This is a genomic window from Gemmobacter sp. (assembly GCF_046292685.1).
Lineage (GTDB): Bacteria > Pseudomonadota > Alphaproteobacteria > Rhodobacterales > Rhodobacteraceae > Wagnerdoeblera.
Map to the genome: position 1 here is coordinate 50,623 of NZ_JBKBQM010000007.1, position 21,835 is coordinate 72,457.

Annotated in this window: 22 protein-coding genes, 1 tRNA gene and 1 other annotated feature; of the genes, 14 read left to right on the plus strand and 9 right to left on the minus strand. The window is 67.6% G+C overall.

Features of this window, described 5'->3' with window-relative positions; genetic code table 11:
• Nucleotides 1–42: 42 nt before the first annotated feature.
• Nucleotides 43–186, plus strand: a complete 144-nt coding sequence (locus ACK4S2_RS03385; protein WP_409620319.1) for a hypothetical protein — start codon at nt 43–45, stop codon at nt 184–186.
• Between the two features lie 6 nt (nt 187–192).
• Here the strand turns inward: ACK4S2_RS03385 and ACK4S2_RS03390 are convergent, their stop codons facing one another.
• Genes ACK4S2_RS03390 through ACK4S2_RS03405 form a run of 4 tightly spaced genes read right to left on the minus strand, consistent with a single transcriptional unit; the run spans nt 193 to nt 3,213 of the window.
• Nucleotides 193–984 (minus strand): 3-deoxy-manno-octulosonate cytidylyltransferase, encoded by a 792-nt coding sequence (locus tag ACK4S2_RS03390; protein ID WP_409620321.1) that lies wholly within the window; start codon nt 982–984, stop codon nt 193–195.
• Complete coding sequence (gene kdsA / locus ACK4S2_RS03395; protein WP_409620323.1) at nt 984–1,793, minus strand: 3-deoxy-8-phosphooctulonate synthase; 810 nt, start codon at nt 1,791–1,793, stop codon at nt 984–986. Before kdsA ends, ACK4S2_RS03390 begins: the two co-directional genes overlap by 1 nt.
• Nucleotides 1,793–2,755 (minus strand): SIS domain-containing protein, encoded by a 963-nt coding sequence (locus ACK4S2_RS03400; RefSeq protein WP_409620325.1) that lies wholly within the window; start codon nt 2,753–2,755, stop codon nt 1,793–1,795. The genes kdsA and ACK4S2_RS03400 overlap by 1 nt, the downstream gene beginning before the upstream one ends.
• Nucleotides 2,752–3,213, minus strand: a complete 462-nt coding sequence (locus ACK4S2_RS03405) for an Lrp/AsnC family transcriptional regulator (RefSeq protein ID WP_409620327.1) — start codon at nt 3,211–3,213, stop codon at nt 2,752–2,754. Before ACK4S2_RS03405 ends, ACK4S2_RS03400 begins: the two co-directional genes overlap by 4 nt.
• A gap of 163 nt (nt 3,214–3,376) precedes the next feature.
• On the opposite strand from ACK4S2_RS03405, the gene ald reads away from it, so the two are divergent.
• The gene (gene ald, locus ACK4S2_RS03410) at nt 3,377–4,495 is read left to right on the plus strand and encodes an alanine dehydrogenase (RefSeq protein ID WP_409620329.1); all 1,119 of its coding nucleotides are present in this window, start codon (nt 3,377–3,379) and stop codon (nt 4,493–4,495) included.
• A 99-nt stretch (nt 4,496–4,594) separates the two neighbouring features.
• Here the strand turns inward: ald and mscL are convergent, their stop codons facing one another.
• Entirely contained in the window at nt 4,595–5,026 is a 432-nt protein-coding gene (gene mscL, locus ACK4S2_RS03415) for a large conductance mechanosensitive channel protein MscL (RefSeq protein ID WP_409620331.1), read from the minus strand.
• Nucleotides 5,027–5,185: 159 nt separating this feature from the next.
• Between mscL and ACK4S2_RS03420 the strand changes: the two genes are divergently transcribed.
• Nucleotides 5,186–5,881 carry a glutathione S-transferase N-terminal domain-containing protein gene (locus tag ACK4S2_RS03420; protein WP_409620334.1) on the plus strand — a complete coding sequence of 232 codons (696 nt, stop codon included), beginning with the start codon at nt 5,186–5,188 and terminating at the stop codon, nt 5,879–5,881.
• A gap of 70 nt (nt 5,882–5,951) precedes the next feature.
• Here ACK4S2_RS03420 and ACK4S2_RS03425 read toward each other — a convergent pair whose 3' ends face one another.
• Nucleotides 5,952–7,136 (minus strand): TIGR03862 family flavoprotein, encoded by a 1,185-nt coding sequence (locus ACK4S2_RS03425; RefSeq protein WP_409620336.1) that lies wholly within the window; start codon nt 7,134–7,136, stop codon nt 5,952–5,954.
• A 186-nt stretch (nt 7,137–7,322) separates the two neighbouring features.
• Here ACK4S2_RS03425 and ACK4S2_RS03430 point away from each other — a divergent pair, with 186 nt between their 5' ends.
• The 11 genes from ACK4S2_RS03430 (at nt 7,323) to ACK4S2_RS03480 (ending at nt 18,712) form a co-directional block, all read left to right on the plus strand.
• Complete coding sequence (locus ACK4S2_RS03430) at nt 7,323–9,608, plus strand: bifunctional salicylyl-CoA 5-hydroxylase/oxidoreductase (protein ID WP_409620338.1); 2,286 nt, start codon at nt 7,323–7,325, stop codon at nt 9,606–9,608.
• Nucleotides 9,605–10,345 (plus strand): SDR family NAD(P)-dependent oxidoreductase, encoded by a 741-nt coding sequence (locus tag ACK4S2_RS03435; protein WP_409620340.1) that lies wholly within the window; start codon nt 9,605–9,607, stop codon nt 10,343–10,345. The genes ACK4S2_RS03430 and ACK4S2_RS03435 overlap by 4 nt, the downstream gene beginning before the upstream one ends.
• Nucleotides 10,342–10,782, plus strand: coding sequence for a MarR family winged helix-turn-helix transcriptional regulator (locus ACK4S2_RS03440; protein WP_409620342.1), 441 nt, complete (start codon nt 10,342–10,344; stop codon nt 10,780–10,782). The genes ACK4S2_RS03435 and ACK4S2_RS03440 overlap by 4 nt, the downstream gene beginning before the upstream one ends.
• Nucleotides 10,779–11,597, plus strand: coding sequence for an enoyl-CoA hydratase family protein (locus ACK4S2_RS03445; protein ID WP_409620344.1), 819 nt, complete (start codon nt 10,779–10,781; stop codon nt 11,595–11,597). The genes ACK4S2_RS03440 and ACK4S2_RS03445 overlap by 4 nt, the downstream gene beginning before the upstream one ends.
• 90 nt (nt 11,598–11,687) lie before the next feature.
• The gene (locus tag ACK4S2_RS03450) at nt 11,688–12,827 is read left to right on the plus strand and encodes an acyl-CoA dehydrogenase family protein (protein WP_409620346.1); all 1,140 of its coding nucleotides are present in this window, start codon (nt 11,688–11,690) and stop codon (nt 12,825–12,827) included.
• Nucleotides 12,824–13,246 carry an acyl-CoA thioesterase gene (locus ACK4S2_RS03455; RefSeq protein ID WP_409620348.1) on the plus strand — a complete coding sequence of 141 codons (423 nt, stop codon included), beginning with the start codon at nt 12,824–12,826 and terminating at the stop codon, nt 13,244–13,246. Before ACK4S2_RS03450 ends, ACK4S2_RS03455 begins: the two co-directional genes overlap by 4 nt.
• Nucleotides 13,239–13,652 carry a RidA family protein gene (locus ACK4S2_RS03460; protein ID WP_409620350.1) on the plus strand — a complete coding sequence of 138 codons (414 nt, stop codon included), beginning with the start codon at nt 13,239–13,241 and terminating at the stop codon, nt 13,650–13,652. Before ACK4S2_RS03455 ends, ACK4S2_RS03460 begins: the two co-directional genes overlap by 8 nt.
• Before the next feature lie 103 nt (nt 13,653–13,755).
• Nucleotides 13,756–15,375: an AMP-binding protein gene (locus ACK4S2_RS03465; RefSeq protein ID WP_409620384.1), complete on the plus strand. Its 1,620-nt coding sequence runs from the start codon at nt 13,756–13,758 to the stop codon at nt 15,373–15,375.
• 127 nt (nt 15,376–15,502) lie between these two features.
• Entirely contained in the window at nt 15,503–16,417 is a 915-nt protein-coding gene (gene accD / locus ACK4S2_RS03470) for an acetyl-CoA carboxylase, carboxyltransferase subunit beta (RefSeq protein ID WP_409620352.1), read from the plus strand.
• A 90-nt stretch (nt 16,418–16,507) separates the two neighbouring features.
• Complete coding sequence (locus tag ACK4S2_RS03475) at nt 16,508–17,782, plus strand: bifunctional folylpolyglutamate synthase/dihydrofolate synthase (protein WP_409620354.1); 1,275 nt, start codon at nt 16,508–16,510, stop codon at nt 17,780–17,782.
• Nucleotides 17,783–18,355: 573 nt separating this feature from the next.
• Nucleotides 18,356–18,712 carry a DUF2794 domain-containing protein gene (locus tag ACK4S2_RS03480; RefSeq protein WP_409620356.1) on the plus strand — a complete coding sequence of 119 codons (357 nt, stop codon included), beginning with the start codon at nt 18,356–18,358 and terminating at the stop codon, nt 18,710–18,712.
• A 113-nt stretch (nt 18,713–18,825) separates the two neighbouring features.
• On the opposite strand, the gene ACK4S2_RS03485 is transcribed toward ACK4S2_RS03480, so the two are convergent.
• The 3 genes from ACK4S2_RS03485 to ACK4S2_RS03495 all read right to left on the minus strand — a co-directional run bounded on the left by ACK4S2_RS03485 (nt 18,826) and on the right by ACK4S2_RS03495 (nt 21,548).
• Nucleotides 18,826–18,901 (minus strand) — tRNA-Thr (locus tag ACK4S2_RS03485).
• 279 nt (nt 18,902–19,180) lie between these two features.
• Nucleotides 19,181–20,044 carry a universal stress protein gene (locus tag ACK4S2_RS03490; RefSeq protein WP_409620358.1) on the minus strand — a complete coding sequence of 288 codons (864 nt, stop codon included), beginning with the start codon at nt 20,042–20,044 and terminating at the stop codon, nt 19,181–19,183.
• A gap of 13 nt (nt 20,045–20,057) precedes the next feature.
• Entirely contained in the window at nt 20,058–21,548 is a 1,491-nt protein-coding gene (locus tag ACK4S2_RS03495; protein WP_409620360.1) for a SulP family inorganic anion transporter, read from the minus strand.
• Between the two features lie 67 nt (nt 21,549–21,615).
• Nucleotides 21,616–21,673: a sequence feature (sul1 is cis-regulatory element that is thought to sense ions involved in sulfur or methionine metabolism; They are found in Alphaproteobacteria), on the minus strand.
• Between the last annotated feature and the right edge of the window lie 162 nt (nt 21,674–21,835).

Genomic DNA, 21,835 nt, shown 5'->3' on the forward strand with positions numbered 1-21,835 from the left:
CTGGGTCAACCTTCTCCTACGATCTGACTCGGGGGAGGTCACATGATCCGTACGATCACACTTGGTAGTTGCGTATCGGTGCAGGGGCTGTTCGTGCGCGCCTTCGGCGACGGGCGCATCGCGGTCCGCGACGGGGACAAGACCTTTGTGGGCCGTCCGGTGCCGGTGCCCACCGCCGCGGGCTGAGGGGCATCAGGGCAGGTTCATCCGCGCCAGGGCCGCCTCGATCAGGGCGACGTCGGAGGGGTTGTTCAGCTCCCAGAACTCGGCTGCACCGGCGGAAACCTCGGGTGCAATGATCGGCATGGCGTTTTCTAGGAACCGCAACTGCTCCAACCCTTCGAGCTGCTCCAGATCGCCGGGGGGCAGCAAGGCATAGCGCCGCAGTGCCTCGGGGCGATAGGCGTAAAGCCCGACGTGGTGAAACACCGGCACGGGCCCGGCGCCCTCGGCCGCCCCGCCAAAGGGCAGCACCTCCTTGGAAAAATACAGCGCCCTGCCCCGGCGGTCGCGCACCACCGTGGTGCCGCCGACCCGACCGGCGGCACGATCGGCGCGCAGGTTGGCCAGCGCCCGGGCATCGCAGCGCAAGGCGGGGGTGGCCATGGCCGCCTCGGGATCGTCGCGCAAGGCCGCCATCAGCGCGGGCACGAAATGCGGCGGCGTCAGCGGCGCATCGCCTTGCAGGTTCACCACCACATCGGCCGAAATCCCGGCACGTTCCACCGCTTCGGCCACGCGCTCGGTGCCGTTGCGACAGGTGTCGGAGGTCAGGATCACCGGCGCCCCGACCCGTTCGGCCTCGGCCGCGATGCGGGCATCGTCGGTGGCGACGAACACCGGCAACCCGGTGGCACGGGCCGCCGCAACCGACCGTTCCAGCAAGCTGCGCGCCTGCCCGGTGGCCCCGCGCAAGGGCACCAGCGGCTTGCCCGGATAGCGGCTGGAGGCGTAACGCGCGGGAATGACGATACAGGCCCGCATCACAGCCCCTTGGCCAGCGCATCGAAGGCACGCAGCCGCGCCAGCAACGCCGGCAGATCGGCCAGCGGCACCATGTTGGGCCCGTCGCTGGGCGCGCGGTCGGGTGCCTCGTGCGTTTCCAGAAACACCGCCGCCACCCCGACCGCGACAGCCGCCCGCGCCAGCACCGGCACGAATTCGCGCTGCCCGCCCGAGGCACCGCCCAGCCCCCCCGGCTGCTGCACCGAATGGGTGGCATCGAACACCACCGGGAAGCCGGTCGCCGCCATCTGCGGCAAGGCGCGCAAATCGTTGACCAGGGTGTTGTAGCCAAAGGACGTGCCGCGTTCGCACAGCAGGATGCGGCGGTTGCCGGTGCTGGCCACCTTGGCCGCGACATGCGCCATGTCCCAGGGTGCCAGGAACTGGCCCTTCTTGATGTTCACCGCCCGCCCGGTTTCGCCCGCGGCCAGCAGCAGATCGGTCTGACGGCAGAGAAAGGCGGGGATCTGCAGCACATCCACCGCCTGCGCCACGCTGGCGCAATGGCCCGGTTCGTGCACGTCGGTCAGCACCGGCACGCCGAATTCATCGCGCAGCCGCGCGAGGATTTCCAGCCCCCGCCCGATGCCCACCCCGCGCGCGCCCGACAGCGAGGTGCGGTTGGCCTTGTCGTAGCTGGCCTTGAAGATCACGCCCATGCCATCGGCCGCGCGCAGGATGCCGTCGCACAGCATCCGCGCGTGATCGAGGCTTTCCAGCTGGCACGGCCCGGCGATCAGCACCAGCGGCCGATCCTGCGCCAGCGTCAGGCTGCCGATTTCCACCATCAGGCCACCCCCGCGCGCAGCAGGTCGTGCAGGTGCAGCACGCCGACGGGCCGCCCCTGTTCCACCACGAACAAGGCGCCGATCTTGCGCTGGTTCATCACGCGCAACGCCTCGGCCGCCAGCATCTCGGGCGCCACAGTCACGGGCGCGCGGTTGGCGACCTCGGCCGCGGTGCGGGTCATCAGCCCGTCGAGGTTGCGGCGCAGGTCGCCATCGGAAATCACGCCGACCAAGAGGCCGGCCTCGTCCGTCAGCCCGGCAATGCCGAAGCCCTTGGCGGTCATGGTCAGGATGACGTCGGGCATGGGCAAGGCGCGCGGCACCAGCGGCACGGCTTCGCCGCGGTGCATGATCTGATGCACCTCGGACAGTTGCGCACCCAGCCGCCCGCCGGGGTGATAGCTGCGGAACTGGTCGGGGCGAAAGCGGCGCACCTCCATCACCGCAAGGGCCAGCGCATCGCCCAGCGCCAGTTGCAGGGTGGTCGAGGTGGTGGGCGCCATGCCGAAGCCGCAGGCCTCGGGCGCGTCGGGCAGCAGCAGCGGCACCTGCGCCGCCCGCATCAGCGTCGATCCGGGCACCCGGCTGACCGCCACCACCGGAATGGCAAAGCGGGCGCAATGCGCGATCAGGTCGCGCAGCTCCGCCGTTTCGCCGGAGTTCGACAACAGGATGCACAGGTCGCCCGGCGTGACCATGCCAAGGTCGCCGTGGCTTGCCTCGGCCGGGTGGACGAACAGCGCCGGCGTGCCGGTCGAGGCAAGGGTGGCCGCGATCTTGCGCCCGACATGGCCCGATTTGCCCATGCCCGACACCACCACCCGCCCCGGCGTGGCCAGCACCCGGCGCACCGCCTCGGCAAAGCCGGGGGGCAGCGCATCGGCCAGGGCCAGAACGGCCTGGCCTTCGGTGCGCAGCACGCGGGCGGCGGTGGCGGCGATGGCGGCGTCGGACAGGGTCATACCGAAATCGCCGTGGTTTTCAGCACCGTGCGCAGGCTGAACGAGGATTGCATCTGCGCCACCCCCGGCAGGCGCGACAGGTATTGCCGGTGGATGCGGGCGAAATCTTCGGTGTCGCGGGCCACGATCTTCAGCAGATAGTCGGCCGAGCCGGCCATCAGGTTGCATTCCAGCACGTCGGGCACCTTGGCCACCTCGCGCTCGAAGGCGTCCAGCAGCTCGTCGGCCTGGCCTTGCAGGGTGATTTCGACGAACACGGTGGTCGGGCGCCCCATGCGGCGCGCGTCGAGCAAGGCCACGTAGCGGTCGATGTAGCCTTCGGCCTCCAGCCGCTGCACGCGGCGGTGGCAGGCGCTGGCCGACAGGTTGACCTGTTCGGCCAGATCGGCGTTGGAAATGCGCCCGTCGCGTTGCAGCACGGTCAGGATGCGCCGGTCGGTCGGGTCGAGATCGGTCATGCGAAGAATCTGCCACGATTTGGCCCGGGTGCGCAACAGGGTTGCGTCATGCGCGCGGTGAGGCGGCGAAAACTCAAGGATTTTGCACCAATTCGGCGCCATCATCGCGCCATAAGCGCCGACGCACAGACCGGGGCGCACAGGGATGCAAAGGGAAGTCACCATGAAGATCGGTTGCCCAAGGGAAATCAAGCCGCAGGAATTCCGCGTCGGCCTGACGCCGCACGCCGCGCGCGAGGCGGTGGCGCATGGCCACGAGGTGCTGGTGGAAACCGGCGCGGGCCTTGGCGCCGGGTTCGCCGACGCCGACTATGTCGCCGCCGGCGCCCGCATCGCCCCGAGCGCGGACGAGGTCTTTGCCTGGGCCGAGCTGATCGTGAAGGTCAAGGAACCTCAGGCGGTCGAGCGGGCGCGCCTGCGCGAAGGCCAGGTGCTGTTCACCTATCTGCACCTCGCCCCCGATCCGGACCAGACGCACGACCTGTTGAAATCGGGCGCGACCTGCATCGCCTATGAAACCGTGACCGACCGCGCCGGGGGTCTGCCCTTGCTGGCGCCGATGTCGGAGGTGGCCGGGCGGCTGGCGCCGCAGGTGGGGGCCTGGGCGCTGCAAAAGGCCAACGGCGGGCGCGGCGTGCTGCTGGGCGGCGTGCCCGGTGTGGCGCCGGGGAAGGTGGTGGTGATCGGCGGCGGCGTGGTGGGCACCCATGCCGCCCGGGTGGCCGCGGGGATGGGCGCGGATGTGACGGTGCTGGACCGGTCGCTGCCGCGGCTGCGCCATCTGGACGATGCCTTCGGGCGCGACTTCAAGTCGGTCTTCGCCAGCGCGGGCAACACCGCCGAACTGGTTGCCGAAGCCGACATGGTGATCGGCGCGGTGCTGATTCCGGGTGCCGCGGCGCCCAAGCTGGTCAGCCGGGCGCAGCTGGCCACGATGAAGCCCGGGGCGGTCATCGTCGATGTTGCCATCGACCAGGGCGGCTGCTTCGAAACCTCGCGCCCGACGACCCATGCCGACCCGATCTATACCGTGGACGGGATCGTGCATTACTGCGTGGCGAACATGCCCGGCGCGGTGGCGCGCACCTCGACCCTGGCGCTGGGCAACGCGACGCTGCCCTTCCTGCTGGCGCTGGCCGACAAGGGCTGGAAACGCGCCTGCGCCGAAGACCCGCATCTGCTGGAGGGGCTGAACGTGCATGCCGGGCGGCTGACCTACCCGGCGGTGGGGGCGGCGCTGGGCTTGCCGTCGATCACCGGGGCCGAGGCGCTGGCGCTGTAACCGCGCGCCCGGCGGCCCGCCTTGCGCGGGCGCGATGATATTCGAGGGTGACGGGCCCGGCTCGGGCCGGAAGGGGGCGCGCGCGCCCCCTTTGCCCTTTCAGCTGCGCGCCTTCAGCGTATCGCGGATTTCCGCAAGCAGTTCCTCGGCGGTCGGGCCCTTGGGAGCGGTCGCGGCGACGGCGGCTTCCTTTTTCACCGCGGCATCCTTGAGCTTGTTCACCGCCTTGACCAGCAGGAACACCACCCAGGCGATGATGAGGAAGTTGATGACCGCGGTGATGAACGAGCCATAGGCGAACACCGGCGCCCCGGCATCCCGCGCGGCTTTCAGCGAGGGATAGTCGGTGCTGCCGAGATTGATGAACAGGTTGGAAAAGTCGATGCCGCCGGTGATGACCCCGATGATCGGGTTGATGAGGTCGGAGACCAGCGAATTGACGATGGCGGTAAAGGCCGCGCCGATGATGATGCCGACCGCAAGGTCGACGACGTTGCCCTTGGCGATGAAAGTCTTGAACTCGTTGAGCATTTCCGGTTCCCTTGTTCTTGTCCGGTCGCGTGTCTGGCCTGGCTTGCCCCCGTCCCGAAAGCGTTTTGCACAGGCTCGGGGGCACTATTGCACAGGCGGGACGCTTCTTTCAGCGGAAATTTGCGGCTAGCCTGCACCGGCACCGCAGAGGACCATGTCATGACCACGCTTGCAGATTTTCCGATCACCCGCCGCTGGGCACCGCGCAACCCGCAGGCGATCCAGCTGTATTCGCTGCCGACGCCGAACGGGGTCAAGGTCTCGATCATGCTGGAGGAATGCGGCCTGCCCTATGACGCACATCTGGTGGATTTCGCAACCAACGACCAGCTGAGCCCCGAGTTCCTGTCGCTGAACCCCAACAACAAGATCCCCGCGATCATCGACCCGGCCGGCCCCGGCGGCGCACCGCTGGCGCTGTTCGAAAGCGGGGCGATCCTGATCTATCTGGCGGAAAAGACCGGGCAGTTCCTGCCGGCTGCGCAGCGCTACGAGGTGCTGCAATGGCTGATGTTCCAGATGGGCGGGGTGGGGCCGATGTTCGGGCAGCTCGGCTATTTTCACAGCTTTGCCGGCAAGGAGATCGAGGATCCGCGCCCCAAGGAGCGTTACCGCGCCGAAGCCGCACGGCTGTTGCGGGTGCTGGACGGGCGGCTGGAGGGGCGCGACTGGGCGGCGGGGGATTACTCGATCGCCGACATGGCGATTGCGCCGTGGCTGCGGACCTTGCGCGATTTCTACAAGGCCGGCGATCTGACGGGCTGGGCCGAGTTGCGCCATGTGCCGGGGTATCTGGAGCGTTTCCTGGAACGTCCGGCGGTTCAGCGCGGGCTGGTGCAGCCGCCGCGCGGCTGATGGCAAGGCACAGGGGGCTGTCTGCCCCCTCTGGCCCGTGCCGGGCCATTCACCCCTGAGGATATTTGGGTCAAGGTGAAAAAGGCGATGCCGGGTCGAGGCCCGCGGCCGCCCGGCCGGCCCAGCGGCCGGTGGCGAGGCAGGCGGTGAGCAGGTAGCCGCCGGTCGGGGCGTCCCAGTCGAGCATTTCGCCGGCGGCGTGGATGCCGGGCAGCGCCCGGAGTTGCAGGCCCTGGTCGCAGGCGGCGCGGGTGATGCCGCCGGCGGTGGATATCGCCTCGTCCATCGGGCGGGGGCCCTGGTGGGGCACCTCCAGCGCCTTGATGCAGGCCGCGAGGGCGGCGGGGTCGGTTGGCAGCGGGCGGGCGCATTCCATCAGCAAGGCGGTCTTGGCGGCGTCGAGCCCGGCCTTGCGCAGCGTGGTGGTCAGGCTGTCCTTGCCGCGCCGGGCAAGCCGGGCGGCGAGTGTCGGGGCCGCAAGATCGGGGGCGAGGTCGATGACCAGTGCCGCGCCTGTGCGCAAGGCGGGGGTGAGGGGATAGAGCCCGCCACCTTCGAGCCCGCGGGCGGACAAGGCGATTTCGCCGCGCGAGGTCAGGGGCCCCGCGGTCAGGCGCAGGCCTTTCAGGGCGGCGCCGAAGTGGCGCTGCATGTGATCGGACCAGGCAACGGCAAGGCCGGCATTGGAAGGGAGAAAGGGCGCGATCTGCACCCCGCGCGCGGCGAGCCAGGGCACCCAGGCGGCATCGGAGCCGAGCCGCGCCCAGCTGGCGCCGCCCAGGGCCAGCACGGTGACCGCCGGGGTCAGGGTGCGTTCGCCCTGCGGCGTGTCGAAGCGCAGGCGGTCGTCATCGAAACCTTGCCAGCGCCAGCGGGTGTGGAGCTGGACCCCCAGACCGGCAAGTTGCGCCAGCCAGGCCCGCAGCAGGGGCGAAGCCTTCATGGCGACGGGAAAGACCCGGCCGGTGGAGCCGGTGAACACCGGCTGACCCAGCGCGGCGGCCCAGGCCTGCACCTGATCGGGGCCGAAGGCGGCCAGCATGGGGGCGAGCCAGTCGGCGCCTTGCGGATAGCGGGGAACGAAGGCGGCCAGCGGCTCGGCCCGCGTGAGGTTGAGGCCGGACTTGCCCGCCATCAGGAACTTGCGCGCCGGCGAGGGCTTCGCCTCGGCAACAGTCACCGACAGACCGGCGCGCGCCATTTCGCCGGCGGCCATCAGGCCGGCGGGCCCGGCGCCGATGACCAGCGCCTGCATCAGCCTGTCGCCTTTCGGTTTGCCATGCTGCCCCTCGCGCATACCGGTTGACTGCGGCATTGCACCGAACCCGCGGGCTTGCAAGCCCGGACGGAGTTGCAGAAAACGCGCGAGCCTAAAGCTTCAAGCTTGAAATAATGCAAACGCACTGATACCGTGGGCTCAAACGCGCCATCGGAGGGTTACATGAAGATTCTGTGTCTGGGGGGCGGGCCGGCTGGCCTGTATTTCGCCATCTCGATGAAACTGCGCGACCCTTCGCACGAGGTGACCGTGCTGGAGCGCAACCGGGCCAACGACACCTTCGGCTGGGGGGTCGTGCTCTCGGACGATGCGCTGGGGCGCATGCAGAAGAACGACCCGGTTTCGACCGAGGCGATCCGGTCGCACTTTGCCTATTGGGACGACATCGCCACCGTGCACAACGGCGTGCGCACCGTTTCGGGCGGGCATGGCTTTGCCGGGATCGGGCGCAAGCAGATGCTGATCCTGCTGCAGGCGCGGGCCCGCGAGCTGGGCGTGGAGCTGAAGTTCCAGACCGAGTTCAGGTCGGCCGAGGAATACCGCAAGGAGTACGACCTGGTCGTGGCGTCCGACGGCATCAACAGCCTGGTGCGCAAGGAATACGCCGACGTGTTCAAGCCCGACATCGACATGCGGCTGTGCAAGTTCATCTGGCTGGGCACGCACCAGAAGTTCGACGACGCCTTCACCTTCATCTTCGAAAAGACCGAACACGGCTGGGTCTGGGCCCATGCCTATCAGTTCGACGACAACACCGCGACCTTCATCGTGGAATGCACGCAGGAAACCTGGGACAACTGGGGTTTCGAGCGGATGGAGAAGGAAGAAACCATCGCCACCTGCGAGAAGATCTTTGCGGCGCATCTGGGCGGGCACAACCTGATTTCCAACGCCGCCCACCTGCGCGGTTCGGCGGTATGGATGAACTTCCCCCGCGTGATCTGCGAGAAGTGGTATCACGAAAACGTCGTGCTGATGGGCGATGCCGCGGCGACGGGGCATTTTTCCATCGGGTCGGGGTCGCGACTGGCGTTCGACAGCGCGATTGCGCTGGCCACCTACCTGCATTCGGAACCGACGATGGAAGCGGCCTTCCAGCGGTATCAGGACGAACGCCGGGTCGAGGTGCTGCGGCTGCAATCGGCGGCGCGCAACAGCCTGGAATGGTTCGAGCAGGTCGAGCGGTATCTGGACATGCCGCCCATCCAGTTCGCCTATTCGCTGCTGACCCGCAGCCAGCGCATCAGCCACGAGAACCTGCGCAAGCGCGACAAGGCCTGGCTGGAAACGGCCGAGGACTGGTTCCAGGAACAGGCCGGCGGGCAAAAGGGGCGGCGCCCGATGTTTGCGCCGCTGCGGCTGCGCGGGATGGAGCTGAAGAACCGCATCGTGCTGTCGCCGATGGCGCAATACAAGGCCGTGGACGGCTGCCCGACCGACTGGCATTTCGTGCATTATGCCGAACGTGCCAAGGGCGGTGCGGGGCTGGTGTTTACCGAAATGACCTGCGTGTCCGACATCGGCCGCATCACGCCGGGTTGCCCTGGCCTCTATGCGCCCGAGCATGAGGCGGCGTGGAAGCGGCTGGCCGATTTCATCCATGCCGAAACCAGCGCAAAGCTGTGCATGCAGATCGGCCATGCCGGGCGCAAGGGTTCGACCTGCGTGCCGTGGGATGGCGGCATCGACCGTCCGCTGAAGTCGGGCAACTGGCAGACGCTGGCGCCCAGCGCCATTCCCTATCGCCCCGAAAACGGCGTGCCCAAGGAGATGGACCGCGCCGACATGGACATGGTGCGCAACCAGTTCGTGGCCGCCGTGCAGATGGCCGACCGCGCCGGTGCCGACATGATCGAGATGCACGCTGCCCACGGCTATCTGCTGGGCGAGTTCATCTCGCCCGTCACCAACCGGCGCACCGATGCCTATGGCGGCAGCCTGGAAAACCGCATGCGCTATCCGCTGGAGGTCTTTGCGGCGATGCGGGCGGCCTGGCCGGCCGACAAGCCGATGAGCGTGCGGATTTCGGCGCATGACTGGATCGAAGGCGGCGTGACCCCGAGCGAGGCGGTCGAGATCGCGCGGATGTTCCATGCCGCCGGCGCCGACATCATCGACGTGTCCTCGGGCCAGACCGACCCGGCGGAAAAGCCGGTTTACGGCCGGATGTTCCAGACCCCGTTCAGCGACCGCATCCGCAACGAGGCGGGCATCCCGACGATGACGGTGGGCAACATCAGCGACTGGGATCAGGTCAACGGCATCCTGATGGCCGGTCGCGCCGATCTGGTGTGCCTGGCGCGGGCGCATCTGGCCGACCCCTACTGGACGCTGCACGCCGCGGTGGAGCAGGGCGATACGGCCAGCGAATGGCCGGCACCCTACAAGGGCGGGCGCGACCTGGCCTTCCGTCTGCGCGAACGGCAACAGGAAGTGATCCGGGCATGATCCTGGCAGGCAAGCGGGTGCTGGTCACCGGCGGCGGCACCGGGGCGGGGGCCGACCTGGCCCGCGGCTTTGCCGCCGCGGGGGCCGAGGTGGTGGTGGCCGGGCGGCGGATGGAGCCCTTGGAACAGGTGGCGGCCAGCCTGCCCGGCACCCGCGCCTTGCAGGCCGATGTGACCGACGAAGCCAGCGTCGCGGCGATGTTCGCCGCAGCCGGGCCTTGCGACATCGTGGTGGCGAATGCCGGTGCCTCGGACAGCGCGCCGATGGGCAAGGTGACGATGGAGCATTGGAACGCCATGCTGGCGGTCAACCTGACCGGCACCTTCCTGACCTTCCGCGAAGGCTTGCGCCAGATGCAGGGCTGGGGGCGGCTGATTGCCGTGGCCTCGACGGCGGGGCTCAAGGGCTATGCCTATGTGGCGCCCTATGCCGCGGCCAAGCATGGGGTGGTCGGGCTGGTGCGCAGCCTGGCGCTGGAGGTGGCGAAGAAGCCGGTGACGGTGAATGCGCTGTGCCCCGGGTTCCTCGATACCGAAATGACGGAGCGCAGCATCGCCAACATCATGGCCAAGACCGGCAAGGACCGCGCCTTTGCCTTGGGCGCGCTGACCGCCACCAACCCGCAAGGCCGCCTGGTGCAGCCGGCCGAGGTGACGGCCGCTGCCTTGTGGTTGTGCGGACCGGGTTCCGATGCGATGAACGGGCAGGCGATAGCCATTGCCGGAGGAGAGGTATGAGCGACCCGCTGTCGAAGCGCCGGTTGAAGATGTGGATCCGCCTGCTGGGGGTCACCCGGGCGACGGAAGGGCGGTTGCGCGAATACCTGCGCGTGACGCACGATACCACGCTGCCACGTTTCGACGTGATGGCGGCGCTGTGGCGGCGGCGCGACGGCGTGACGATGAGCGAGCTGAGCCGGATGCTGCTGGTCTCGAACGGCAATGCCACCACGGTGGTGGACCGGCTGGAAAAGGACGGGCTGGTGCAGCGGCGCCCTTCGGAAACCGACCGGCGCACGGTCTATGTCGCGCTGACCGAGGAAGGCGCGCGCGTGTTCGAAGCCTGGGCCGCCGGGCACGAGGCGGAACTGAGCCGTATCTTCGAGGATATGGACGAAGCCGATCTGGATGCGCTGACCGCGATCCTGAAGCGGATGGGAAAGGACAAGGAATGACCGAGATCGAACTGGCGGGCCTCAAGCCGCAGCACTTCCTGTGGGAGGTGAAGGACCGGGTCGCGGTGGTGCGGCTGAACCGGCCCGAACGCAAGAATCCCCTGAGCTTCGACAGCTATGCCGAGCTGCGCGATACCTTTCGCCGGATGGTCTATGCCACCGATGTGGATGTGGTGGTCTTTGCCTCGAACCAGGGGAACTTCTGTTCCGGCGGCGACGTGCACGAGATCATCGGGCCGCTGACGAAGATGAACATGAAGGAGCTGCTGGCCTTTACCCGCATGACCGGCGATCTGGTCAAGGCGATGATCGGTTGCGGCAAGCCGATCATCGCCGCGGTGGACGGCATCTGCGTCGGTGCGGGCGCGATCATCGCCATGGCGTCGGACCTGCGGCTGGCAACGCGGGATGCCAAATGCGCCTTCCTGTTCACCCGCGTGGGTCTTGCCGGCTGCGACATGGGCGCCTGTGCGATGCTGCCGCGGATCATCGGGCAGGGGCGGGCGGCGGAACTGCTGTACACCGGCCGGGTGATGGGGGCCGAGGAAGGCGAGCGCTTGGGCTTCTGGAACGCGCTGCACGATGCCGGCGCGCTGGAAGCCGAGGCGATGGCGCTGGCGAAGCGCATCGCGGCCGGGCCGACCTTTGCCCACGGCATCACCAAGACCCAGCTCAATCAGGAATGGAACATGGGTCTGGAACAGGCGATCGAGGCCGAGGCGCAGGCGCAGGCGATCTGCATGCAGACGCAGGATTTCGTGCGCGCCTACAACGCCTTTGTCGCCAAGGAAAAGCCGGTGTTCGAAGGGAATTGAGCGAGCCGGCGGGGGCTGCCGCCCCCGCACCCCCGCTTCAAGGGGGGATCGCCCCCCTTGAAAATCCCCGAGGATATTTGAGGACAGAAAATGGCAGATCGTTCCTTCCTGAATTGGCCGTTCTTCGAGGACCGGCATCGTGCCCTGGCCGAGGCGCTGGACGCCTGGTGCGCGGCCAACCTGCCGGTGGATCACGGCGATGCCGATGCCGCCTGCCGTGGGCTGGTGGCGATGCTGGGGGATGGCGGCTGGTTGCGGCACACCGGCGCGGGGGCCGGCGAGACGCTGGATGTGCGCACGCTGTGCATCATCCGCGAAACGCTGGCGCGCCATGACGGGCTGGCGGATTTTGCCTTTGCCATGCAGGGGTTGGGGATGGGCGCAGTGTCGCTGTTCGGCAGCCCCGGACAGCGGGCCTGGCTGGAGCGCACCCGGGCGGGGCGAGCGATTTCGGCCTTTGCGCTGACCGAGCCGGGGGCGGGCTCGGATGTGGCCCATACGGCGACGGTGGCCGAGCGGGTGCAGGGCGGCTTTCGGTTGACGGGGGAAAAGACCTATATTTCAAACGGCGGCATTGCCGATGTCTATGTGGTTTTTGCCCGCACGGGCGAGGCGCCCGGGGCCAAGGGCTTGTCGGCCTTTCTGATGCCGGCGGATGTGGCGGGTCTGTCGGTGGTGGACCGGATCGAGGTGATCGCACCGCACCCGCTCGCGCATCTGCGGCTGGATGGGGTGGAACTGCCCGAAAGCGCCTTGATCGGGCGGGCCGGCGACGGGTTCAAGATTGCCATGTCGGTGCTGGACGTGTTCCGCTCGACCGTCGGGGCTGCCGCGCTGGGGTTTGCGCGGCGCGCGCTGGACGAGGCGCTGGAGCGGGTGCGCAAGCCCCGGGTGTCGGGCGCGACGCTGGCCGATTACCAGATGGTGCAAGGCCACATCGCCGATATGGCGCTGGAGGTGGATGCCGCCGCCCTGCTGATCTATCGCGCCGCCTGGACCAAGGATTCGGGCGCGGCGCGGGTGAGCCGCGAGGCGGCAATGGCCAAGCTTTATGCCACCGAGGCGGCGCAGCGCGTGATCGACACCGCGCTGCAGCTGCATGGCGGCGACGGCGTGCGGCACGGCTTTGCCGTGGAATCGCTTTACCGCGAGATCCGCGCGCTGCGCATCTACGAAGGTGCCAGCGACGTGCAGCGGGTGGTCATCGCGCGGGCGGCGCTGGGGGCATGAGCTATACCCGCATCATCCCGATCGAGTTCAACCACTGCGACCCGGCGGGGATCGTGTTCTACCCCCGCTATTTCGAGATGACGAACTCGGTGGTGGAAAACTTCTTCGCCGATGTGGTCGGCTATTCCTTTGCCCGGATGCATTCGGGGGGGGCGCACAACGGCGTGCCCACGGTTTCCATCCGCTGCGATTTCCGTGCGCCGTCGCGGCTGGGCGACAAGGTGCCGTTCACATTGACGGTCAAGGCGGTGGGGCGGTCGAGCGCCACGGTGCGGATCGTGGCCGCGGTCGGCGACGAGGTGCGGCTGGAAACCGAAAACACGCTGGTCTGGATCGACGGCGGGCGCGCGGCGCCCTGGCCCGAGGAAATCCGGACGAAACTGGACGAAGAACTTGCCAAGGGAGGCCGGAATGGCTGAAACGACGAGCCCGCACGATTTCCTCAACCCCAAGGGATGGAAGCCCGCGGTCGGCTATGCCAACGGCATGGCGGCACGCGGCCGGATGGTGTTTCTGGGCGGGCATATCGGCTGGAACGGCCAGCAGGAATTCGAGACCGACGATTTCGCCGGCCAGGTGCGCCAGACGCTGGCCAACATCGTCGAGGTGCTGGCCTGCGCGGGCGGGCGGCCCGAACATATCGTGCGGCTGACCTGGTATGTCACGTCCAAGCGCGAATACCTGGACAACCTGCGCGAGGTCGGGCGCGCCTACCGCGAAACCATCGGCAAGCATTTCCCGGCGATGGCGCTGGTGCAGGTGGTGGCGCTGGTCGAAGACCGTGCCAAGGTGGAAATCGAAGCCACCGCCGTAATCCCGGAGTGATACCGGCCGGGCGCCCCTGCGGCGCCCGGTTTGCCCCGCCCAGGGCGCCGAACGAATGGCCCGACAGAGGCCGACTGACAGGGAGAACAGGATGAACGGCCAGATGCTTGGCCCTTCGGGGCATGTCGATACCTTCACCCGCGACCGGCTGCCGCCGGCCGACCAGTGGCCCGACCTGCTGCACGGGCGCTTTGCCTATCCCGAATGGCTGAATGTCGGGGCAGAGCTGACCGACCGGATGGTGGAGCGCGGATTCGGCGACCATACCGCGCTGATCGGAAACGGACGGATGCGCACCTACAAGGAACTGGCCGACTGGACCAACCGCATCGCGCATGTGCTGGTCGAGGATTACGGCGTGAAGCCCGGCCACCGCGTGCTGATCCGCAGCGCGAACAACCCCGCGATGGTGGCCTGCTGGCTGGGGGCAACCAAGGCGGGCGCGGTGGTGGTGAACACCATGCCGATGCTGCGGTCGGGCGAACTGGCGGCCATCGTCGACAAGGCGGAAATCGCGCTGGCCCTGTGCGACACGCGCCTGATGGACGAACTGGTCGATTGCGCCAAGCATTCGCGGTTCCTGCGCACGGTCGTGGGTTTTGACGGCACCGCGAACCACGATGCCGAACTGGACCGCGCCGCCTTGCGCAAATCGGTCCGGTTCGAGGCGGTGCGCACCGGGCGCGACGATGTGGCCTTGCTGGGCTTTACCAGCGGCACGACCGGAGAACCCAAGGCCACCATGCATTTCCACCGCGACATCCTCATCATCGCCGACGGATATGCGCGCGAGGTGCTGGGTGTCACGCCGGACGACGTGTTCATCGGCTCGCCGCCGCTGGCGTTTACCTTTGGCCTCGGCGGGTTGGCGGTGTTTCCGCTGCGGTTCGGCGCCGCCGCCTGTCTGCTGGAAAACGCCTCGCCGCAGAACATGATCGAGATGATCCAGCAATACCGCGCCACGGTGTGCTTTACCGCCCCCACCGCCTACCGGGTCATGCTGAAGGCGATGAGCGAAGGGGTGGACCTGTCGTCGCTGCGTGCCGCGGTTTCGGCCGGCGAAACTCTGCCTGCCCCGGTTTACGAAGAATGGATCGCCCGCACCGGCAAGCCCATGCTGGATGGCATCGGCGCCACGGAGATGCTGCACATCTTCATTTCCAACCGCTTCACCGACCATCGCCCCGCCTGCACCGGCAAGCCCGTCACGGGTTACGAAGCGAAGATCATCGGCGAGGATGGTGCCGAGCTGCCGCGTGGCCAGGTGGGGCGGCTGGCGGTGCGCGGGCCCACGGGGTGCCGCTACATGGCCGACGAACGGCAGAAGAAATACGTGCTGAACGGCTGGAACCTGACGGGCGATGCCTTCTGGCAGGACGAGGAGGGGTATTTCCACTTTGCCGCCCGCAACGACGACATGATCGTCTCGGCCGGCTACAACATCGCCGGGCCCGAGGTGGAGGCCGCCTTGCTGAAACACCCCGATGTGGCCGAATGCGCCGTCATCGGCGAAGCCGACGAGGAACGCGGCCAGGTGGTTTCCGCCTTTGTCGTGCTGGCGCCGGGGGTCGAACCCGGGCCGACCGAGGTGAAGATCCTGCAAGATCACGTCAAGGCTACCATCGCGCCCTACAAGTATCCGCGGCGGGTGCACTTCGTCGGCGCCTTGCCGAAAACCGCCACCGGCAAGATCCAGCGTTTCCGCCTGCGGGAAAAGGGCTGATCGGGTCGCAAGCGCGCCCGGCGCGGCCTGATGGCCGCATCAGGCGCGCCGGCAAGGACCGGCCCGCGATTGCAATTCCGGGCCGGGCGTCTTATCTGGCAGGCTCAGCCGGTGCAGGGGATGCGCGATGAACTGGATCACCAATTACGTCCGACCCAAGATCAACTCGCTGTTCTCGCGCCGCGAGGTGCCCGAGAACCTCTGGACGAAATGCACCGAGTGCGGAACCATGCTGTTCCACCGCGAGCTGGCCGACAACCTGAACGTCTGCACCAATTGCGACCACCACATGGCCATCACGCCGCGGGCGCGCTTTGCGGCGCTGTTCGATGGCGGCGTGTTCACCGAAGTGAAGGTGCCCGAGCCGCTGGCCGACCCGCTGCAGTTCAAGGACCAGAAGAAATACCCCGAACGCATGAAGGCCGCACAGAAGGCCACCGGCGAAAAGGAAGCGATGCTGGTCGCCGAGGGCGAGGTGCTGCGCACCCCGATCGTCGCCGCAGCGCAGGACTTTGCCTTCATGGGCGGGTCGATGGGCATGTATGTAGGCAACGCGGTGATCGCGGCGGCGCAACGCGCGCTGGAGCTGAAGCGGCCGCTGGTGCTGTTTTCCGCCGCCGGGGGTGCGCGGATGCAGGAGGGCATCCTGTCGCTGATGCAGATGCCGCGCACCACCGTTGCCGTCCAGATGCTGAAGGAAGCCGGCCTGCCCTATGTCGTGGTGCTGACGCATCCGACCACCGGCGGCGTCACCGCCAGCTATGCCATGCTGGGCGACGTGCAGATCGCCGAGCCGAACGCCCTGATCTGCTTTGCCGGCCCCCGGGTGATCGAGCAGACCATCCGCGAAAAGCTGCCCGAAGGGTTCCAGCGCGCCGAATACCTGCTGGACCACGGCATGCTGGATCGGGTGACCCACCGCAAGGCGCTGCGGGACGAGCTGGTCACGATCCTGCGGTTGCTGACCGGGCAGCCGCCGGCGATTCGCGGCGAACTGGCGCAGCCCGCGCCCGAACCTGCTGCGCCGGCCGAATCCGCCTGACGCAGGCAGCACATGCGCGGTCGCCGGCGATCATGCCGGCGCAAGGCCTGCTGGCATAGTTTGCCCGAACACCCCTTTCATAGGTTGCCCATGCCTGCCCAAGGTTCCGATGTCATCCTCGAACGGATGATGGCGCTGCACCCCAAGATCATCGACCTGACACTGGATCGCGTCTGGCGCCTGCTGGAACGGCTGGGCCACCCCGAACGCCGCCTGCCTCCGGTGATCCATGTGGCTGGCACCAACGGCAAGGGCAGCACCCAGGCCATGATCCGTGCCGGGCTGGAGGCCGCGGGCCTGACCTGCCACGCCTATACCTCGCCGCATCTGGCGCGGTTCCACGAACGGATTCGGGTCGCGGGCGAGATCATCGGCGAAGCCGAACTGGCCGACCTGCTGGCAGAAACCGAAGCGGCGAACGGCCCCGACCCGATCACCTATTTCGAGATCACCACCTGCGCCGCTCTGCTGGCGTTTTCGCGCATCCCCGCCGATGCGCTGCTGCTGGAGGTCGGGCTTGGCGGGCGGCTGGATGCCACCAATGTGGTGGACAAGCCGGCGATCTGCGTCATTACCCCGGTGTCGCTGGACCACCAGCAATACCTTGGCGAAACCGTAGACCTGATCGCGGCCGAAAAGGCGGGCATCCTCAAGCCGGGCGTGCCTTGCGTGGTGGGCCCGCAACGGCCCGAAGGCCTGGCGTCGATCGAGGCGCGGGCCGAGGCGGTGGGGGCGCCGCTGATCGTGGCCAACCGCGACTGGCAGGCCTGGTCGGAACGCGGGCGGCTGGTGTTTCAGGACGAACGCGGCCTGCTGGACCTGCCCTTGCCCAACCTGCCGGGCCCGCACCAGATCGAAAACGCCGGTGCCGCGCTGGCGGTGCTGCGGCACCTCGGGCATGGCGAGGCGGCGTGCGAGGCGGCCGTCACCCGGGCCTACTGGCCGGCCCGCATGCAGCGGCTGCGCCGCGGCCCGCTGGTGGACCTGGCCCCCGACGTGGAACTGTGGCTGGATGGCGGCCACAACCCTTCGGCGGGCGAGGCGCTGGCCGCCACGCTGGCCGCCCTGCCCCGCCGCGCGACCCATGCCATTTGCGGGATGCTGAACACCAAGGACATCGCCGGCTTCCTGCGCCCGATGGCCCCGCACCTGGCAGCCTTGCATGCCGTGTCGATCCCCGGAGAGGCGAATACCCTGCCGGCCGAAGTGACGCGCAACGCAGCCGTCGCCGTTGGCATCCCTGCGTCCGAGGCGGAATCGGTCGCCGCAGCCCTGGCGACGATTGCCAAGGCCGCCCCGCAGGCAAGGGTCATCATCTGCGGGTCGCTGTATCTGGCCGGGTCGGTGCTGCGAGAAAACGGCTGACCGCAGCATGTCGCGGCGCCATAACGGCGAATCACTTTATCTTGACTGATTCGCGGCACGGTTGCTAATCTCTGGCGTGGCGCAGGTCAGGATGCGGCAACAGAACCTGTCCGCCTGACGTCGGGGAAGGTTTTTTCTAGGGAATGCCCGCAAGGGCCGGCATGGCCGCTGACGCAGCGTTGTGGCACTGCGCAGGGCTATTCTTGGAATTGCACCGCGCTGGCATGGCCCGGTGCCGATACAAAGGGGCCGCATTGGCGACGAAGGCAATGCACAGCGCAGAATCAAGGGAACAGGCGCAGGGTGCCTGCGCATCGACCCGGGCGCGAAAGGCGCGCTGGTGCCGGCCCTCCGGCTTCGGGCGCACCCCGCGCAGCGACGCTGTGTGTGCCCGTTTCGCCGAAGGTTGGTCCGCATGCAGGCGGCACAGGCGCGATGACGGCCTGCGAAGCGCAAGGCCGGCGCGCAAGGCAACCATCATCTGACTTACGGCAAGGCAAGGCGAGCAGTGGGGCGGGACTCAACCCGCCCCTTTTGCGTTGCTTTGCAACAGGTGCGCGGTAATCTGACAGGATGACGACACCGCAAGGCCCCGTTCCGTTTCCGATCCCCTCGCCTGTTCCCGAGGTCGTCAGCTTCGACCGCAAGGAACTGGGTGCGATCCTGTCGGTCTATGGCCGGATGGTGGCCGCCGGCGAATGGCGCGACTACGCCATTTCCACCTTGCGCGACCTGGCCGTGTTTTCGGTGTTTCGCCGAACCGCCGAGGTGCCGCTTTACCGGATCGAGAAACGACCGAAGCTGCGCGCGCGCCAGGGCATGTATACCGTCGTCGGCGCCGACGGCCAGATCCTGCGGCGCGGGGCCGACCTTGCCCAGGTCTTGCGGGTGCTGGAACGCAGGCTGATCCGCGCGTTGGATGGCGGATGACCCCGGGCACCGGACCTGCCGACAGGACAGGCGCCTTGCAGGCCGATCCGGCCAGCGCGGAGCAGATCCGGCCTTGCGAACGCATGGAACCGCAGGAAGGTTTCCGAGAAGACTGGTGCCGCTGAAGGGACTCGAACCCCCGACCCCATCATTACGAATGACGTGCTCTACCAGCTGAGCTACAGCGGCACTCCTCTCACCTGGCCCTGCCGCAGCCTGACCACCTGCGTGCCACGCGCCGCGCTACGCTGCGTTCACCTGCATTTCCCGGCGATGCCCGGGAACCGCGGATGAAGCAGCCGAGTGGCTGAGGCAACACGCCGCTTCGTTTAAACGAGCAAGCGCAGACTTGCAACCCACCTCGCCATGCCATCGTGAACCGGCTCTTGTGCTGCGCAGCTTGCCTGCCGCCGGCGGGGAACAGGGCTTGCAGGCCCGGCAGCCGCCATCGCGGCCGGGCCCTCTGGCTTACCGCAACAGCAGGACGGGCACCTTGCAGGCGCGGATCATGGCAGTGGTGGTGGAACCGATGATCAGGCTGCGGATGCGGCTGTGGCCATAGGCGCCCATGACCAGCATGTCGAATTGCGCCTCCTCCACCAGCCGCGCCAGTGCCGTTTCCGGCTGACCGGGCAGAACCGAGGCTTCCGCCGCGATCCCGGCGGCCTTCAGCATCGCCTTTGCATCCTCCAGGCCCCTTGTCACCTCCGGCGTGGCGCTGCCAACCGTCACGACATGCACGGCGAGGCCCTGAAACAGCGGGCTGCGCGCGATGTGGTCGACCGCCTTCATCGCCGACGTGCCGCCGTCATAGGCAATGAGAACCTTTCGGATCGGCCGGAAGGCGCGCGAGGCCACGAGCACCGGCTTGTGGCAGCCGCGCACGATGCGTTCGAGGTTCGAGCCCAGATGCCCCTTGGCGAAATCCGCCGCTTCGCCGCGCTTGCCGATCAGGATGACGCGGGCATCGGCCTCGACATCGGCCACGGCCTCGACAATGTCGCCATGCCGCAGCCGGGTTACGACATCGGCGATGCCGGCTTTTTCCAGCACGGCCTGCGCGTCTTCGAGGATCGCGCGCCCACGTTGGCTGATAAGCCGGGCACGTTGCGCATCCAGTTCGGCCAGCTGTTCCATCAGCGCCGTGCGGGCGCCCAGCGCAATGGCACCGGAATGGTCGCGGGTGTCGGAAGCCTCGCGGCGACCGAGGACGTGCAGCAGTTCGACCGGGGCGCCGGTTCGGCTGGCGATCCAGGCGGCATGGTCGCAGACGCTGGCGGAATAGATCGAGCCATCGACAAGGGCGACGATCTTCTGCGGTTGGTCGGTCATGTCCATGTCCCCCTCAATGCGCCATCAGCTTGTCCATCGCACCCGGCTTGTCATGCACCGCAAGCCTGTCCACGATGGTTTCGGAGGCTTCGTTCATGCCGACGATCTCCACCTCGGCCCCGTCGCGGCGGAACTTCAGCACCGCCATGTCCAGCGCCTGCACGGAACTGATGTCCCAGATATGCGCGCGCGACACGTCGATCACCACGCGGTCCAGGGCCTCCTTGAAATCGAAGGCATTCATGAAATCCTCGACCGAGCCGTAGAAAAGCTGCCCCTCGACGACATAGGTCCGCTCGCGCCCATCCTTCGAGATGGTGGAGGTGACCTTGAACAGCTGCGCGATCTTGCCCGCAAAGAAGATGCCGGAAAGCAGCACCCCCACCAGCACCCCGATGGCAAGGTTGTGCGTCCACACCACCGTCGCCACCGTGGCCAGCATCACGATGGAGGACGAGCGCGGGTGAACCGCAAGGTTGCGGATCGAGGACCAGGAAAAGGTGCCGATCGAGACCATGATCATGATCGCCACCAGTGCCGCCATCGGAATCCGCGCCACCCAGTCGCCCAGGAACACCACCAGGATCAGGAGCACCGTGCCCGCGGTAAAGGCCGACAGCCGCCCCCGCCCGCCGGATTTCACGTTGATGATCGACTGGCCGATCATCGCGCAGCCGGCCATCCCGCCGATGAACCCGGTTGCGGTATTGGCGATGCCCTGGCCGATGCATTCCTGATTGCGGTCGGATTTCGTGTCGGTCAGGTCATCGACGATGTTCTGCGTCATCAGGCTTTCCAACAGGCCCACGACCGCGACGGCGACGGAATAGGGCAGGATGATGAGCAGCGTTTCCAGCGTCAGCGGGATATCGGGGATCAGGAACACCGGCAACGTATCAGGCAGCGCGCCCATGTCGCCCACGGTGCGCACGTCCCACCCGAAGGCGAGCGTGAGGCCGGTCAGCACGATGATGGTGACCAGCGGCGACGGGATCGCCTTGGTGAGGTAAGGAAAAAGGTAGATGATGGCGAGGCCGGCCGCGACCAGCGCATAGGTCAGCCAGGTGACCCTGGTGGGGTCCAGTTCCGGCAGCTGCGCCATGAAGATCAGGATGGCGAGCGCGTTGACAAAGCCGGTCATCACCGATTTCGACACATAGCGCATCACGAAGCCCAGCTTCAGCAGCCCCGCGCCGATCTGGATCAGCCCGGCCAGCACCGTGGCCGCCAGCAGGTATTGCAGGCCATGGTCGCGCACCAGCGTCACCATCAGCACCGCAGTTGCGGCGGTGGCGGCCGAGATCATCCCGGGCCTGCCGCCGACAAAAGCGATCAGCACCGCGATGGAAAAGCTGGCGTAAAGCCCGACCTTCGGGTCCAAACCAGCGATGATCGAAAAGGCGATCGCCTCGGGGATCAGCGCCAGCGCCACGACAAAGCCGGCCAGAACATCGGCACGGATGTTGCCGAACCACTGCGCGCGGTAGGCATCGAGTGAAATCATGTAAAACTTTCCTGAACGATCCGGGCCAAACGACCACGCATCGAGATTTGATCTGTGTGTCGGTTCAGGTTGTCCGGCGGATCGGCGGCCGGAAGAGCCACCCGGGAATTGCACCCGGGTCCATGTTCATTGCTGCGCCGCATACACAGCTTTCGGCCCGAGGCCAACCCCGGCCATCTGTGCAGCACGTCGATTGGCGCGGAACCTGTTGCAGACGCGCCCCGATCAGCCCGGGCGACCGCGATCATCGCCAGCGCCGGTGTCTGCTGTTCGGCATCCCCAAACAG

What these genes read in the sequence shown, in the direction of transcription:
- ACK4S2_RS03430 (WP_409620338.1), top strand. Translation starts at nt 7,323, where the DNA reads ATGAAGATTCTGTGTCTGGGGGGCGGGCCGGCTGGCCTGTATTTCGCC.
- ACK4S2_RS03420 (WP_409620334.1), top strand. Translation starts at nt 5,186, where the DNA reads ATGACCACGCTTGCAGATTTTCCGATCACCCGCCGCTGGGCACCGCGC.
- ACK4S2_RS03400 (WP_409620325.1), bottom strand. Translation starts at nt 2,755, where the DNA reads ATGACCCTGTCCGACGCCGCCATCGCCGCCACCGCCGCCCGCGTGCTG.
- kdsA (WP_409620323.1), bottom strand. Translation starts at nt 1,793, where the DNA reads ATGGTGGAAATCGGCAGCCTGACGCTGGCGCAGGATCGGCCGCTGGTG.
- ald (WP_409620329.1), top strand. Translation starts at nt 3,377, where the DNA reads ATGAAGATCGGTTGCCCAAGGGAAATCAAGCCGCAGGAATTCCGCGTC.
- ACK4S2_RS03495 (WP_409620360.1), bottom strand. Translation starts at nt 21,548, where the DNA reads ATGATTTCACTCGATGCCTACCGCGCGCAGTGGTTCGGCAACATCCGT.
- ACK4S2_RS03460 (WP_409620350.1), top strand. Translation starts at nt 13,239, where the DNA reads ATGGCTGAAACGACGAGCCCGCACGATTTCCTCAACCCCAAGGGATGG.
- ACK4S2_RS03455 (WP_409620348.1), top strand. Translation starts at nt 12,824, where the DNA reads ATGAGCTATACCCGCATCATCCCGATCGAGTTCAACCACTGCGACCCG.
- ACK4S2_RS03425 (WP_409620336.1), bottom strand. Translation starts at nt 7,136, where the DNA reads ATGCAGGCGCTGGTCATCGGCGCCGGGCCCGCCGGCCTGATGGCCGCC.
- mscL (WP_409620331.1), bottom strand. Translation starts at nt 5,026, where the DNA reads ATGCTCAACGAGTTCAAGACTTTCATCGCCAAGGGCAACGTCGTCGAC.
- ACK4S2_RS03385 (WP_409620319.1), top strand. Translation starts at nt 43, where the DNA reads ATGATCCGTACGATCACACTTGGTAGTTGCGTATCGGTGCAGGGGCTG.
- ACK4S2_RS03450 (WP_409620346.1), top strand. Translation starts at nt 11,688, where the DNA reads ATGGCAGATCGTTCCTTCCTGAATTGGCCGTTCTTCGAGGACCGGCAT.
- ACK4S2_RS03405 (WP_409620327.1), bottom strand. Translation starts at nt 3,213, where the DNA reads ATGACCGATCTCGACCCGACCGACCGGCGCATCCTGACCGTGCTGCAA.
- ACK4S2_RS03475 (WP_409620354.1), top strand. Translation starts at nt 16,508, where the DNA reads ATGCCTGCCCAAGGTTCCGATGTCATCCTCGAACGGATGATGGCGCTG.
- ACK4S2_RS03490 (WP_409620358.1), bottom strand. Translation starts at nt 20,044, where the DNA reads ATGACCGACCAACCGCAGAAGATCGTCGCCCTTGTCGATGGCTCGATC.
- ACK4S2_RS03445 (WP_409620344.1), top strand. Translation starts at nt 10,779, where the DNA reads ATGACCGAGATCGAACTGGCGGGCCTCAAGCCGCAGCACTTCCTGTGG.
- ACK4S2_RS03440 (WP_409620342.1), top strand. Translation starts at nt 10,342, where the DNA reads ATGAGCGACCCGCTGTCGAAGCGCCGGTTGAAGATGTGGATCCGCCTG.
- accD (WP_409620352.1), top strand. Translation starts at nt 15,503, where the DNA reads ATGAACTGGATCACCAATTACGTCCGACCCAAGATCAACTCGCTGTTC.
- ACK4S2_RS03390 (WP_409620321.1), bottom strand. Translation starts at nt 984, where the DNA reads ATGCGGGCCTGTATCGTCATTCCCGCGCGTTACGCCTCCAGCCGCTAT.
- ACK4S2_RS03435 (WP_409620340.1), top strand. Translation starts at nt 9,605, where the DNA reads ATGATCCTGGCAGGCAAGCGGGTGCTGGTCACCGGCGGCGGCACCGGG.
- ACK4S2_RS03480 (WP_409620356.1), top strand. Translation starts at nt 18,356, where the DNA reads ATGACGACACCGCAAGGCCCCGTTCCGTTTCCGATCCCCTCGCCTGTT.
- ACK4S2_RS03465 (WP_409620384.1), top strand. Translation starts at nt 13,756, where the DNA reads ATGCTTGGCCCTTCGGGGCATGTCGATACCTTCACCCGCGACCGGCTG.